The sequence below is a fragment of the Gemmatimonadota bacterium genome, assembly GCA_022560615.1.
GTDB lineage: Bacteria > Gemmatimonadota > Gemmatimonadetes > Longimicrobiales > Gaopeijiaceae > UBA1138.
Genome location: JADFSR010000003.1, coordinates 90,530 through 102,862, shown reverse-complemented (window position 1 = coordinate 102,862; position 12,333 = coordinate 90,530). Strand labels below are relative to the sequence as shown.

General features: G+C 64.3%; 14 protein-coding genes. 7 read left to right on the top strand and 7 right to left on the bottom strand.

The features are described 5' to 3' along the window. The first annotated feature begins 27 nt into the window (after positions 1–27). A complete protein-coding gene (locus tag IIB36_03165) occupies positions 28–588 on the top strand; it encodes a hypothetical protein (GenBank protein MCH7530747.1) in 561 nt (186 codons plus the stop codon). On the opposite strand, the gene IIB36_03160 is transcribed toward IIB36_03165, so the two are convergent. Both IIB36_03160 and murQ read right to left on the bottom strand, forming a co-directional pair. Next, complete coding sequence (locus IIB36_03160) at positions 534–2,213, bottom strand: glycosyltransferase family 39 protein (protein ID MCH7530746.1); 1,680 nt, start codon at positions 2,211–2,213, stop codon at positions 534–536. The genes IIB36_03165 and IIB36_03160 overlap by 55 nt on opposite strands. Beyond that, on the bottom strand, positions 2,210–3,112 hold the full coding sequence (murQ, locus tag IIB36_03155) for an N-acetylmuramic acid 6-phosphate etherase (GenBank protein ID MCH7530745.1): 903 nt from the start codon (positions 3,110–3,112) through the stop codon (positions 2,210–2,212). Before murQ ends, IIB36_03160 begins: the two co-directional genes overlap by 4 nt. 708 nt (positions 3,113–3,820) lie before the next feature. On the opposite strand from murQ, the gene IIB36_03150 reads away from it, so the two are divergent. From IIB36_03150 to IIB36_03140, 3 genes are all read left to right on the top strand, one after another. After that, a complete protein-coding gene (locus tag IIB36_03150; GenBank protein MCH7530744.1) occupies positions 3,821–4,315 on the top strand; it encodes a carbonic anhydrase in 495 nt (164 codons plus the stop codon). Between the two features lie 59 nt (positions 4,316–4,374). Beyond that, entirely contained in the window at positions 4,375–5,040 is a 666-nt protein-coding gene (locus IIB36_03145; protein MCH7530743.1) for a peroxiredoxin, read from the top strand. A gap of 395 nt (positions 5,041–5,435) precedes the next feature. After that, positions 5,436–5,831, top strand: a complete 396-nt coding sequence (locus IIB36_03140; protein ID MCH7530742.1) for a NifU family protein — start codon at positions 5,436–5,438, stop codon at positions 5,829–5,831. 35 nt (positions 5,832–5,866) lie between these two features. Here the strand turns inward: IIB36_03140 and IIB36_03135 are convergent, their stop codons facing one another. Continuing rightward, positions 5,867–6,361, bottom strand: a complete 495-nt coding sequence (locus tag IIB36_03135; GenBank protein MCH7530741.1) for a ferritin — start codon at positions 6,359–6,361, stop codon at positions 5,867–5,869. A gap of 253 nt (positions 6,362–6,614) precedes the next feature. Between IIB36_03135 and IIB36_03130 the strand changes: the two genes are divergently transcribed. Further along, positions 6,615–7,475 (top strand): RNA polymerase sigma factor RpoD/SigA, encoded by an 861-nt coding sequence (locus tag IIB36_03130; GenBank protein MCH7530740.1) that lies wholly within the window; start codon positions 6,615–6,617, stop codon positions 7,473–7,475. 67 nt (positions 7,476–7,542) lie between these two features. On the opposite strand, the gene IIB36_03125 is transcribed toward IIB36_03130, so the two are convergent. Beyond that, the gene (locus IIB36_03125; GenBank protein MCH7530739.1) at positions 7,543–7,953 is read right to left on the bottom strand and encodes a DUF309 domain-containing protein; all 411 of its coding nucleotides are present in this window, start codon (positions 7,951–7,953) and stop codon (positions 7,543–7,545) included. Between the two features lie 184 nt (positions 7,954–8,137). Beyond that, on the bottom strand, positions 8,138–9,520 hold the full coding sequence (locus tag IIB36_03120; protein MCH7530738.1) for a radical SAM protein: 1,383 nt from the start codon (positions 9,518–9,520) through the stop codon (positions 8,138–8,140). 153 nt (positions 9,521–9,673) lie between these two features. On the opposite strand from IIB36_03120, the gene IIB36_03115 reads away from it, so the two are divergent. After that, entirely contained in the window at positions 9,674–9,889 is a 216-nt protein-coding gene (locus IIB36_03115) for a hypothetical protein (GenBank protein ID MCH7530737.1), read from the top strand. A 19-nt stretch (positions 9,890–9,908) separates the two neighbouring features. Here IIB36_03115 and moaA read toward each other — a convergent pair whose 3' ends face one another. Continuing rightward, positions 9,909–10,925, bottom strand: coding sequence for a GTP 3',8-cyclase MoaA (gene moaA, locus IIB36_03110; protein ID MCH7530736.1), 1,017 nt, complete (start codon positions 10,923–10,925; stop codon positions 9,909–9,911). A gap of 44 nt (positions 10,926–10,969) precedes the next feature. Next, the gene (locus tag IIB36_03105) at positions 10,970–11,239 is read right to left on the bottom strand and encodes a hypothetical protein (protein ID MCH7530735.1); all 270 of its coding nucleotides are present in this window, start codon (positions 11,237–11,239) and stop codon (positions 10,970–10,972) included. Positions 11,240–11,511: 272 nt separating this feature from the next. On the opposite strand from IIB36_03105, the gene IIB36_03100 reads away from it, so the two are divergent. After that, on the top strand, positions 11,512–12,021 hold the full coding sequence (locus tag IIB36_03100) for a hypothetical protein (GenBank protein ID MCH7530734.1): 510 nt from the start codon (positions 11,512–11,514) through the stop codon (positions 12,019–12,021). Positions 12,022–12,333: the final 312 nt, after the last annotated feature.

The window sequence follows — 12,333 nt, the reverse complement described above, 5'->3', positions numbered from 1 at the left end:
GGGCTCGCCGAGCGACAAGCTAAGTCGTTGAACGCCGAGGGCGAGAGCGACCCCGCGTTGGCGTGGCCCTCCATCGACGACATCGTGGCGTCTGGCGCCACGGCCGCAGTGGCCAAGGTGTTGAGCGGCTGGAAGCCGCGGAGGAAGACTCCAACGCTGCGATTGTTGCGTGCTGGCGCGGCCGGCGCCGCGGCGGCTCTCATGGTCGACGTCCTGCGGCCACTTCTTCGTGGTGAGTCGGGCGTGGGTCCGCTCGATAGGGAGACGGGCGATCGACTCTTGGCCGGCATTGGGCAGGGCCTCGTCTACGGGGCGGTGGTGGAACCGCGAGTGCCCGGACCGACGCTGGTAAAAGGCGCGCTCTACGGCACCGCGGAATATGCCGTCGACCCCGTCGGAGGCCTCTCCCGCTTGCTCGGGGCACACGCCCCCCAACACCGCCTGCCCGTGATCGGACACCTATTGGAGGATCTCGATCCGCACGACCGCGCGTATGTCGAGCATGTGATCTTCGGCGTCACGCTCGCGCTCCTCTATGGGTCCAGCCGGTCGAGCAACGGAATCCGCATCGAGGTCGACGACGAGTAACCCACGCCCGGCGCGCCAGCCAAGGCGAAGTCGGTCGTGCAGCCGTCGATCTGCACGTCGCCCCTGCTCGGCGCCCCGAAGCCGCGCTCGGCAGGGGGGCGGACACCAATCAGGTACGTAGGTGCTTCGGCGGTCCCAAACGCCCGCACCGAACAGAACGCCTGCGGATACCGTTGGAGCGCACCCCCCACGTACCGCCCCGCAAGCCCGTCCCAATGATCGAGCAGCAGATAGCGCGCGCCGAGTCGGTCGGCTTCTGTAAGCTGCACCGCTGGATCGTCGTCGAAGGGGAAGACACGGCTCGGGATCCCTGAAAGCACGTAGAAGAGCCGAGGCTTCCTCGTCATGACCGCCGAGCCTTCAGGAAGCGCCTCGCCCATCCACTCCGCCGCCGTAGCGAAGTCGGCGATGCCCGACCCGTAGCAGGCCCACGCACCTCCGGATCTGGTCGCGTCGGCACAAGCGGAGGCCTGTTGCACGGAGGCGATCCAATCCCTGCCTGCCGGGAGCAATACCGCGGACATCGCGGCGACGGTGAGAGCGCTCCCGCCCATTCCACCGACCCTGCTCGTGATCGTTCGCAGTGTAAGCGCAGCGAAGAGGAAGAAGAGCGGATAGAGCGGGAGCGCAAACCGGTCGCCGGACCAGACCTCCGGCCAGAGCAGGATCAGGCCGGCATACAGAGGCAGGAAGAGCTCGGCAACCCCGACGCGCTCCCTCGAGCTCCGGAACCATCCGTAGAGCGCCGCGACCGTTAGGAGGATTCCGAACGCCGCAACGCCGCCTCCGCTCCCTGCGCTCCCTCCGAGGATTCCTCCGGGACCGTGCTCGCTCACGTACGCCCACGAGTTGCTGAGCGCGCGGTTCACGAGCCCGCCGATACCCACCGTGCCGAGCGCCGGCTGATACGGGTCGACCATCCAGAACTCGGTACCGTACTCGGCAACGCCTTCGCCGCGCCCTCGCAACCACCAGAGCAGTGCCGGTATGCCGATCGCGACCGCGCTGCCGCCCAGCGCACGCCATCGTTTCCTGAGTCCGAACCAGGCGAACAGAGCGACCAGGAGCGGCAGACCGGCCGAGCGCGTGAAGTAGGCTAGGCCCGCCGCCGCCACACCACCGACGATCCACCACCACTTCGCGTCGTCGGAGTCCGCGCCCTCCAGAGCCCAGAGCGCGGCCATGCTGAACGCGACGAAGAGAGGGTCGGACAGAATCCAGTGGCTGTAGTACACGACCGCTGAGGAGATCGCGAGCAGCAGCGAGATCCCGAACGCCGGCCATGGACCGAGCCGGCGCTCGGCCCAAAGAAACGTGAACCCTACGGCCGCGATGGTTGAGAGCGCAGTGACCGCCTTCAGCGCCGTCCACGTCCGGACGCCGAGCAGGAGCAGGACCGCGAGAAGGCCTGGAAAGACAGGCGGATACTTCGTATGCGGGAGGCCGGCGGGATCATAGAGGTCCGTGTACGTACCGTGTTGCACGAGTGAGTACGCAAGGGTCACGTACGCCGCGTTGTCTCCGCCGTTGTGGGGCGCAGGGTTGAACGCTGCGACCACCAACACCGCCGACGCGAAGAGGCTGATCGCGAGCGCGAGCAGGCGCGAACGACGACGGTCACTCAACGGTCCAGATCTCCCAGCACCGTGTTGAGGGCGCCGGCGGCGTCCTCGAGTCGTCGAGTCGCTTCGTCCCGATCGACATCCAGGCGTCCCATCACCAGCGCGATCTTCACGTGACCGCGTGCGCGTTCGAGCAGGCTCGCCGCGTCGGGCCGCTCGAGATCGAGCGTCTCGGACAGAATTCGCTCACCCCGGTCCTGCAGCTTCTCGCACGTAACCTGGAGATCGACCATCAGGTTGCCGTACACTTTCCCCAGCCGGACCATCGCTCCGGTCGTGATGGTGTTGAGCACCAGCTTCGTCGCTGTACCGGCCTTCATGCGCGTGGACCCGGTGATCACCTCGGGGCCCACCAGAGGCGCGATCACGACGTCGTGCCCCTCGAGCAACTCCTTGGACGGACGCGTGCACAGCAAGAAGCCGGTCTTGGCCCCACGCTCATGCGCGCGGGCGAGTGCTGCGTGCACATAGGGCGTCGTGCCCGAGGTGGCGATGCCGAGCACGAAATCGTCCGCGCTGACCTCGATCTCGTCGATCGCGGCCTCGCCGTCCTCGCTTCGGTCCTCGGCACCCTCCCGCGCGCGGACGAGCGCCTCGTACCCACCCGCGATGATGCCTCGTACCATCTCGGGATCGGTGCCAAACGTCGGTGGCATCTCCGCGGCATCCAGGACCCCGAGCCTTCCCGAGGTGCCTGCGCCCACGTAAATGAGACGACCCCCGGCCCGGAACGCGGCCTCGGCGAGCTCTATCGCACGGGCGATCACCTCACGTTCCTCACCCACCGCGGCGGCGACCATGCCGTCTTCCGCGTTGATCAGGTCCACGATGCCGAGAGCGTCCAATTCGTCGATGCGGCTGGACCGGGGGTTCCGTTGTTCTGTGAGGCGGGGATCCCGCATAGCGCTTGTCGGTACGTGGAGGCTCACGGATCTAGTGCAGCTGCCTGGCGCACGGCGAGCTTACAGATGATACAGCATTGAGGTTGACGAGCCTTTCTCCCCGTCCTATATAGGCCCAACCATGTCGATTCTCATCTCCGTGCGCGCGGCTTGTATCAGCTCTCGGGTGGTTGACCCGAGTGGCGCGCGAGACGTGCGCTCCTAGGCGACGCCGCCACCCGAGAGCCATCCCCACACTTCGGCGTCGCCGCGTTCCCCGTCGCATTTCGGTGCGACCCACACGACGCTAGCAGCCCGTGGTAGAAGTACAGCGGGCCGCGTTACGGTGCCACGGCTCCAGCTCCTAGGCGGTGCGACGACGCCATAGCCGTCGCTACGGCTAGGAGCGCCAACGACGGAGATGGGACCGTGCCACCGTAACCCACGAACCGGTATGTATTTCACACATGGTGTTGGGCGCAGGGGGGTCGCGGCCCTGGAGGTCGTTTCTCCTCCTCGGACCACCGCCTTCGGCGGCGGTGCCCGAACAACTACGACTCGTCGTCGTGCCTACTCCAGGTCTCGCGAGACCCCCGGGTACCCGCTTGCGGGTGGCGGCCCACTGTACTTCTACCACGGGCTGCTGGAACGGAGCGCCGAGACGTGAGTGCCTACGGTGGACGAAGGCACGTCCTCACCCTCCCGTTACTGAGAAAAAGAGAGATTGAAATGAGCGTTACTGATGAGCTGTTGAGGAACAACGACGCCTACGCCGAAGCGTTCGACAAGGCCGAGCTTCCCATGCCGCCGTCCCGCCAGGTCGCGGTGGTGGCCTGCATGGACGCCCGGCTCGATGTCTACGAGATCCTCGGACTCGAGCTCGGGGAGGCCCACGTGATTCGGAACGCTGGCGGCGTAATTACTGATGACGCGATCCGGTCGCTCGTCATCTCTCAACGCCTGCTCGGGACCCGCGAGATTATCCTGATCCATCACACGGACTGCGGAATGCTCACCTTCCGGGATGACGAGGTCAAAGCCGCGATCACAGAGGATGTGGGCATGAGACCTCCGTTCGCTTTGGAGGCTTTCGCCGACCCGCAGCAGGACGTGCGGCAGTCGCTCAGGCGGGTGAGAACGAACCCATTTCTCCCTCACAGCGAGGCAGTACGCGGCTTCGTCTTCGACGTGAAGACCGGTGCGCTTCGCGAGGTGACTGACTAGCACTAGCACTAGCGCGCCAGCGCATAGCAACGCCTTACCAAGGCAACCCAGGAGGACCCATGACACTTCGTATCAACGATACCGCGCCGGACTTCACCGCCGAGACCACACAAGGAACGATCAGCTTCCACGACTGGATCGGTGACGGCTGGGCGATTCTCTTCTCGCACCCCAAGGACTTCACCCCCGTATGCACGACAGAGCTAGGTGCTGTCGCGGCACTGCAGGACGACTTCGCTGCCCGCAACTGCAAGACGATCGGAATCAGCGTCGACGGTGTGAGCGACCACGAGGCGTGGTCAAAAGACATCGAGTCGTCGCAGGGTCACGCGGTGACCTACCCGCTGATCGGCGACCCGAAGCTCGAGGTCGTGCAGGCATACGACATGCTGCCCGCCGATGCCGGTGATACGTCGGAGGGCCGCACGCCGGCAGACAATGCCACCGCGCGCTCCGTGTTCGTCATCGGACCCGACAAGAAGATCAAAGCGACGCTTACCTACCCGATGAGTACCGGCCGCAACTTCGCTGAGATCCTACGGCTTCTGGACTCGTGCCAACTGACCGCCGAGAAACAGCTCGCGACGCCCGCGGACTGGCAGCAGGGCGACGACGTGATCATTGCTCCCTCGGTCTCCGACGAGGAGGCGAAGGAGCGATTCCCCGATGGTTGGGAACAGCCGCTACCGTACATCCGACTCGTTCGCCAACCGCGAGACGACTAGCTGGTTCTGCCCTCGATGACTGACCCCACCACCCGCCTGAACAGCCGCCCCTGCCCTGGAGGGCCGCTACCGCGTAGGGCGTGAGCTGGGCGAAGGCGGGATGGCCACGTGACGGGCGGCCCATGATGCCGCTAGATTGGGGCTCGTCCATCGACCAGCCCAGAGTCGACGCTTAAGTAATGAGCAACACCACGAAGGCGCCCGTCGAGTTCACGGACCTCGCAAGAGAGACGGTCCTCGGCTTCCTTGAGAGCGACAGCGACACCAGGTTAGCCTTGCGCATCCGCGTCGCGAGCCCCAGTCCGCTTGATCCCCGTTACGACATCACGCTGATCGAGCACCATGAGAAGTGCGAAGAAGACCTCGTGTTCGACGACAACGGGTTCGAGGTTGTGATGGACCCCGAGAGCGCGAAGATCCTTGACGGTGCCCGCATCGATTGGATCGAAACCGTGATGGAGAGCGGGTTCAAAGTGGAGAACCCGAACCTGGAGCCGATCGGCTCCAAGCCGTTGGAGGGCCCTCTCGCTGACCGGGTTCAGCAGACGATCGATCAATACGTGAACCCAGGAGTGGCCCAGCATGGCGGGCGCGTAACGTTGGTCGAGGTGAGGGACAACATCGTCTACCTGCAGATGGGCGGGGGCTGCCAGGGGTGCGGAATGGCGTCGGTAACCCTGAGCCAGGGGATCGAGAAAATCCTCAAGGAACAGGTGCCGGAGATCGTGGGCATCCAGGACGTAACCAACCACTCGGCGGGCGATAACCCCTACTTCACCGCCGAGAAGTAGCGGGCACTCCCCGCCGGATTGCTGCGGGCGACCTGCTACCCCTTAGAACGTTGCCCGAGGCGGTGATCCAGCATGAGCAGTGCCGACGTGTCGTCCCCCGCCAGCTGCAGCTGCTCCACCGCGAGTCCCGCTTTGCCCTCCTCCTCGACCTGCTCGGTGACGAACCACTGAAGGTGCGCCTCCGTGGCGTAGTCCTTCTTCTTTCGAGCCAGGTCGTAGATGGCGTGGATCATCGTGGTGATCTTCTTCTCGTGGGCTAGGGCGGCCTCGAAGACCTCCAGCGGCTTGCCCAACTTCGTCGGCGGCGCTTCCACGGCCCGTAGGTCCACGTGGCCACCTCGCTCCAGGAGGTAGCCGTAGAGCCGCATCGCGTGTTGCAGCTCTTCCTGGGCCTGGTGGCGCATCCAACGCGCGAACCCATCGAAGTTCTGCTCCGCGAAGTGGGCCGACATACCCAAGTACATATACGCGGAGTACAGCTCGCCGCGGATCTGTTCGTTGACCGCTTCTTGGATCTCTTTGTCCAACAGCCCTCCCGGGTCGCTGTGAGTCTCCACAAGGGTACGACCTACAAAGAATTTAAGCCACCGGGACGAAGAATGGGTCCCGCTGACCGCGAGGTGTAATTTGACGTGGCTCCCACTGCGGCCAACGCTGGGCTAGTTTTCCGGGTTGGCTACCCCGATCCCCTCGATAACCCAATCCTGCTACAGGTAGTCGCGGTCCGCCTCGCCTTGCTTGGCCAGGACCAAACCGACCCTCGACTGGAACGGCACGAAACGAATGTTTTCTTCCCCCCATGGTCTGGATTCGTTCGATCAGTACCTGCAAGACGTAGAGAAATACCCACTCATTCAGGACCGGTGGGAGGAGCGTGAGCTCGCGCGACGGGCGCGCGCTGGGGACAAGGAGGCCGCCGAGCGGCTCGTGACCGCGAACCTCCGGTTCGTGATCTCCTTCGTTACGAAGTACCAGGGCCGAGGTCTCGAGCTCAGCGAGCTCGTGTGCATCGGCAACGAGGGGCTCCTCAAGGCAGTCAAGAAGTTCGATCCGGACAGGGGAGTGAAGTTCATCTCGTACGCCGTGTGGTGGATCCGCCAGACCGTCCTCCAGGCGCTGGCTGAGCAGACCCGCTCGGTGCGCATCCCGCTGAATCAGAACTCGAACCTCGCGAAGCTCGCGCGCACCAACACACAGCTCACGCAGTCGCTCGGCCGCACGCCGACCGACGCCGAGATCGCCAGTGAGATGGAAGAGCAGGTGGAGACCATCCGTGCGCTCCGACGCGTGGCAGCTTCCGAGCTGAGTCTCGACGCCCCCATCGACCGCAGCGACCGTAACGGCGCGAGCTTCGGTGAGCGGTTCTCGGGGGCCGAGGCGTCGGAAATCGAGGAAAACGTCGAAGCGATCGCCTGCAGGGACTTCCTCGAGGCGATGTTCGAGCAGTACCTGACGGAGCGCGAGCGGAAGATCCTCTACCTGTACTACGGCCTCGACGACGGCGAGCCGAGGACCCTGGAGGTGATCGGATCGCTTCTCGGCGTCACACGCGAGCGCATCAGGCAGATACGCAACCGAGCGTTCGAGAAGCTCCTCGAGAGCCCGCACGGCGAATCGCTCTCAGGACTCTGGAACGCCAACTGACGCAGTGCCGGCCAGGGCGTGGCGCCCGCCAGTAACGCGGAAGAGAGTGCCAGACACGCGGAGGTGTTCACTCCCCAAGCTCCACCTCGTCGCCCCGGAGGCGATTCGCGGCGAGGGAGAGCGGCATGGCCGTGACACGGTCGGGCCAGCCATCGGGGTTCTCGGCCACCTCCTGCCGTACCGCAAGGCAGTGGGCACGCAGTTCGGCAACGTCGAGCCCGAGGTAAGCGGCTGGATAGGCGTCCAGACGCGCCAAGGTTTTGTTGAGCTGAGCCCGCACACCGTGAGCGTTCCTCCGCTCCCAGTGAACCCATGCGCTGGCATAAAGGATCAGGCCCTGGTAGAAGTCGCTCCCGCTCCTGCGCCACTCCTCCTCCAAAGCCTCGTGGCTGTCCCAGAAGCGACTCGCTCCGTAAAGCTCCAAGAACTGCCGGAGGGGGTCGGGAAGGCGAGCCTCGAGTGAGGCGTCATCTGACACGGAGATCTAAGATCCTGGGCCGGGGACGGGAAGGCGCAAGCCGCCCTCTACCAGCACTACAGGGACGTGTACTCGGCGAGAGGGTGCGGGGAGCCGCCCAGGCTGTGCACCGTCCCGGCCCTGGCATCGTCTAGCTTTCCAATCCCGTCGCCACAGAGCCGAACTGACTCTCGGTCGGCTCAGCTCAGCAGAACCACGCTTCAGTCAGATGCGGCGGTCTAGCACTTCGACGGCGGTATCGGGGCCGGGCTACGGTCGGCTGGCCGAGAATAGTCGAAAGGGCAAGCTCCTTGATCCGGTTGAAGGTCGTCGCCGGGTCTTCACCGGAGCCGGCCGCTTCTTCAGCGGCTCGAGCGACCTGCCGTTGTAGCATGTCCACACGGGGATCCGGATGCCGCCACGTGTACATGAAGTCCTCCTGAATCAGGCTCCCCACGTGGGGTTGGATTTCCGGAATGTCAAGGAGCCATGACCCCGGAGGCAGAAGGAGCCTGATGGAGTACTGTACTGGATCGAGCTGATATACCAGATCGTGATCCTGCACGAAGTCGAGCAGCTCCAAATACCCCGACAGCGTCGTCCAAGGCGTGAAAGGCAGCAGCGAGGGGCGAAGCGCTACGTCGGCGGCCCGGGTAATCTCCAGGGCAGCGACCACGTCATCGCGGGTGTGACCCTTGTCGAGATACCGGAGAACACGGTCGTCCACACTCTCCACGGCGGACAGAACGAAGACGCACCCCAGCGCTGCGAGCTCCATGACCGCGTCACGATGCTGGATCAGGTGCTCGATCTTGGCCGTGAAGTCGAAGCTCAGCTCGGGGTGGCGGTTGCGCATCTCCCGAACAATCCCGAGTGAGTGCTTCACACCGTTCAGGAAATCTGGGTCACCAAAGTTGATGTGCTGCGCACCCATGTGCACAAGGTTGTCGATATCTGCGAGCACGACCTCCCGCTGAACTATTCGAAGCCTCCCCTCATAGACAGCGGGGATCGGGCAGTGGCGGCACCGGTGAGCACAACCGCGGCTCGCTTCGACGTGTCCCACAAGCCGGAGCTCTCCCTCGGAGGTCCTGAGGCGGGCATACTTCTCCAGGGGAGGTAGTAAGTGTCGCGCCGGCGGGAGAAACTGCTGTCGAGACAGGTTCGGCGGACCGCGCAGCTCAGCGAGAGAGACGCCTCCGGGGGCGGGCGATCCATTTTCCGCCAAGCGGTCGACGTGCTGAGTGAGCGGCGTCTCAAATTCACCGCCGATCACGCTGTCGGCTATGCCGTCGAGGAGGTAGTCCTCGTTAAGAGAAGCGTAGAGCCCGAAGTAGCAGATGTGGCACCGCGGATTCAACCCCCGGACCAGCTCACCGGCTTTGACACCGAGTCGGATCGCCGTGTGCATGGGAGTCGAGATCCCCACAAAGTCAGCTCGGTGGACCTTGGCCTCGTCGAGAACCTCCACGGCGAGATCCAGGCACTCCACTTGATGGCGGCCTCCAGCGAGTAGGTGTGCTCCAGCGGACGCCACCCCGTACGGCTGATGGCCGAGCTCATAGCAGGAGATGAGGAGCACGTTCATTGGCGAGGATACCCCATGGCGGTACATAATGACCCGCTTCGATCGTCAGATTTAAGTAGGCGTCCGAACGTAGGGGGACGCCCGGCTAGTTGATAGCGCCTTGATCACGGGCCCTCTCGGCCCTCGGCGACGAGCTCGATTGGTTCGAGGCGCATGCCGAGGCCAGGTCCCTCCTTCTGGGCGCCGAGCTCCACCCGGTCGTACCAGCGCTACGTCGACTTTCTGATCGCCGCCCCGGGCTACTCCGCGCCGTTCCAGGTGCTGCTGGCACTCTTCTACGGCGTCGAGGTGGCCTATACGGTCGCGCGCGTGGGGCCGTCTCGAGGTCCGGGAGCCGTACGCCGAGTTTATCGCCCGGTGGACCCATGAGGACTTCCAAGCCGCACCGTCATCCACCCCGCGTGTGCATCTCCCGGTGCGGATCTTTACGTAGATCCTTGATCTGATAGAGAGGGCCCCGGGAGCCCAGCGCCTTCCGATCCTCGGCCCCGCGATCGGCACGATTTGTCCAACCGCGCACGATCAGCGACCTGATCTCGTCTTGGGAGGCCCCCTCTCGCAGAGGTCGCCGAAGGTCGATCCCGTGGGCCCCGTACAGACACAGGAACCACATCCCATCGGCAGTGAGCCGGCTCCGGTCGCAGGCACGGCAGAATGGTTCGGTTGTCGAGGCGATGATGCCGAAGGTCGTCCCGTTGGGCAGCGCATAGCGGTTCGCCGGAGCCGAGCCATTGTCGAGCAGCGGCTCGATCGGTCCATAGTGCCTCGCCAGCCGGCTCAGTATCTCCCTACTTGAAACGACCATGTCCATCGTCCACCGCGTTGCGCCGCCGACGTCCATGTATTCGATGAAACGGACTTCTGCGCCCCGATCTTTAGCGAAGTCGATCAAGTCGGTGAGCTCGTCATCGTTGTACCCGCGCATAACCACGGTATTGATCTTGAGGGGTTTCAACCCGCCCTCCGCGGCGGCATCGATCCCTTCGAGCACCTCGGGGAGACGGTTGCGGCGCGTGAGCTGCTCGAACCGCTGCGGCCGTAACGTATCGAGGCTCACGCTGACCCGGTCCAGGCCCGCGCTCCGGAGGGACTCCGCCTGTTTCGCCAGCAACACACCATTGGTGGTCATGCTCAGGTCACGAACGTCCGGGTTTGCCGCTACGCGCTCCACCACATCCACAACTTCGCGGCGGAGCAGCGGCTCGCCTCCTGTGAGCCGCACCTTATCCACCCCAAGCTCGGTGAAGACATCGACGAGATCCCCGATCTCTTCGACGGTGAGGATGTCGTCGCGAGGCAACCAGACATACTCCTCCTCGGGCATACAGTACTGGCAACGCAGGTTGCATTTGTCGATCAGTGAGACCCGGAGGCTCTTGAGAGGCCGGCCGAACGTGTCCAGCATTGTGCGCCTTCTCCCGCTCAACTGCCTGGCGGCGAAAGTTGAAATCAAACGCCGCCGTGCTTCGTGGACGGCGAATCTTCGAGATTGGGACTCGCGTTCAGCGCATGGAGCGCTTGCAGCACCCGGTCTAGAATATCCGAGGATTGCTCGCTTCGCATGTTCTCTTCGTCCGCGACTTGAAGTTGTAGCGCATCGAATTTCCACCGACGCAAGACTTCGATCTTCTGTTCGCGAGTCAACTCGTCCCGTTTAAGCACATCCTCGGGACCAAGGAATACAAGCGCAGGGTTCAGCAGTGCTTTCCTGAGATCGATCCGCTTTTCGCTGTTCGCCACCTCGCAACGCTCCGACCTTATGGAAATTTAATAATTTTCTTACGTACGTTATCTATTTTTCATGCCCAGCACGAATTGGGAAAGTTATGGCACTCCTGGGGCGTTGAGGGTACCCTTCGCCGCTGGCCGCCCCGAACGCCTCCACCAGTCGTCCATGAACTTCGACCGTACGGAACAAGACACGTGCGCCAGGCTCCTGTTCGTCCTGGCGTGCCTGGTCGTCGTGGTGTACGGGCCGGTACGGGGCTGACGTGCCACGAGTACCGTTCGAAGCGCTGCCGGGCCATGGCCGCCTCTGGGTCTTTCCGGCGAGCCGGACCCTGACGCACGTCGAGGCCCGAGCATGCCTGGAGGCGGTCGACGAGTTTCTGGCCTCCTGGACGGCACATGGCCTGCCCCTGAAATCGGGTCGGGAGCTGCGCGAAGGCCGCTTCCTGCTCGTGGGTGTGGACGTCGATGCGGAGGCGCCCTCGGGTTGTGCGATCGACGCGCTCGTGAATCGCCTGGAGGATTTCGGCGGAGAGCTCGGCGTCACCCTGGTCGACCGTGCGCCCGTCTGGTTCCGGGACGGGACCGAGATCCTGACTCTGTCGCGCGCCGAGTTCCGAGCTCTCGCGGCGGACGGGGGAATCGGACCCGACGCGCGCGTGTTCGACACGAGCCTGACACGTGTGGAGCAAGCTCGGGCGGGCGCGCTCGAGCGGCCGGCAACCGAGACCTGGCACGGTCAGGCTTTCTTCAAGGACCGGATCCGGACGTGAGCGCCGGCTGCTAGATCACTGGAGCCGGGCGGCGCGAGCACCATTGTGTCGGCCGCTGCCTGCAGATACATGACCGTCGCCCGGCTTCCGGCACGCACAGGGACCCGTGACGTCCGGATGGTAGGCATGGATGCTGATACGCTCGGGAGTCCAGGGCGGGGAGAAGGTGAGCTCGCCCCGGCGCGCCCGACCCCTTCCACACCTGGGATCGCCTGCCTCGACTGCGCGTGATCCTACGCGAGTCGGAGCGACTCGAGCCGTGAAGGTAACGATGCCGACCGGCTCGGGTCAGAGCGCCGAGTCCGTTCGTCA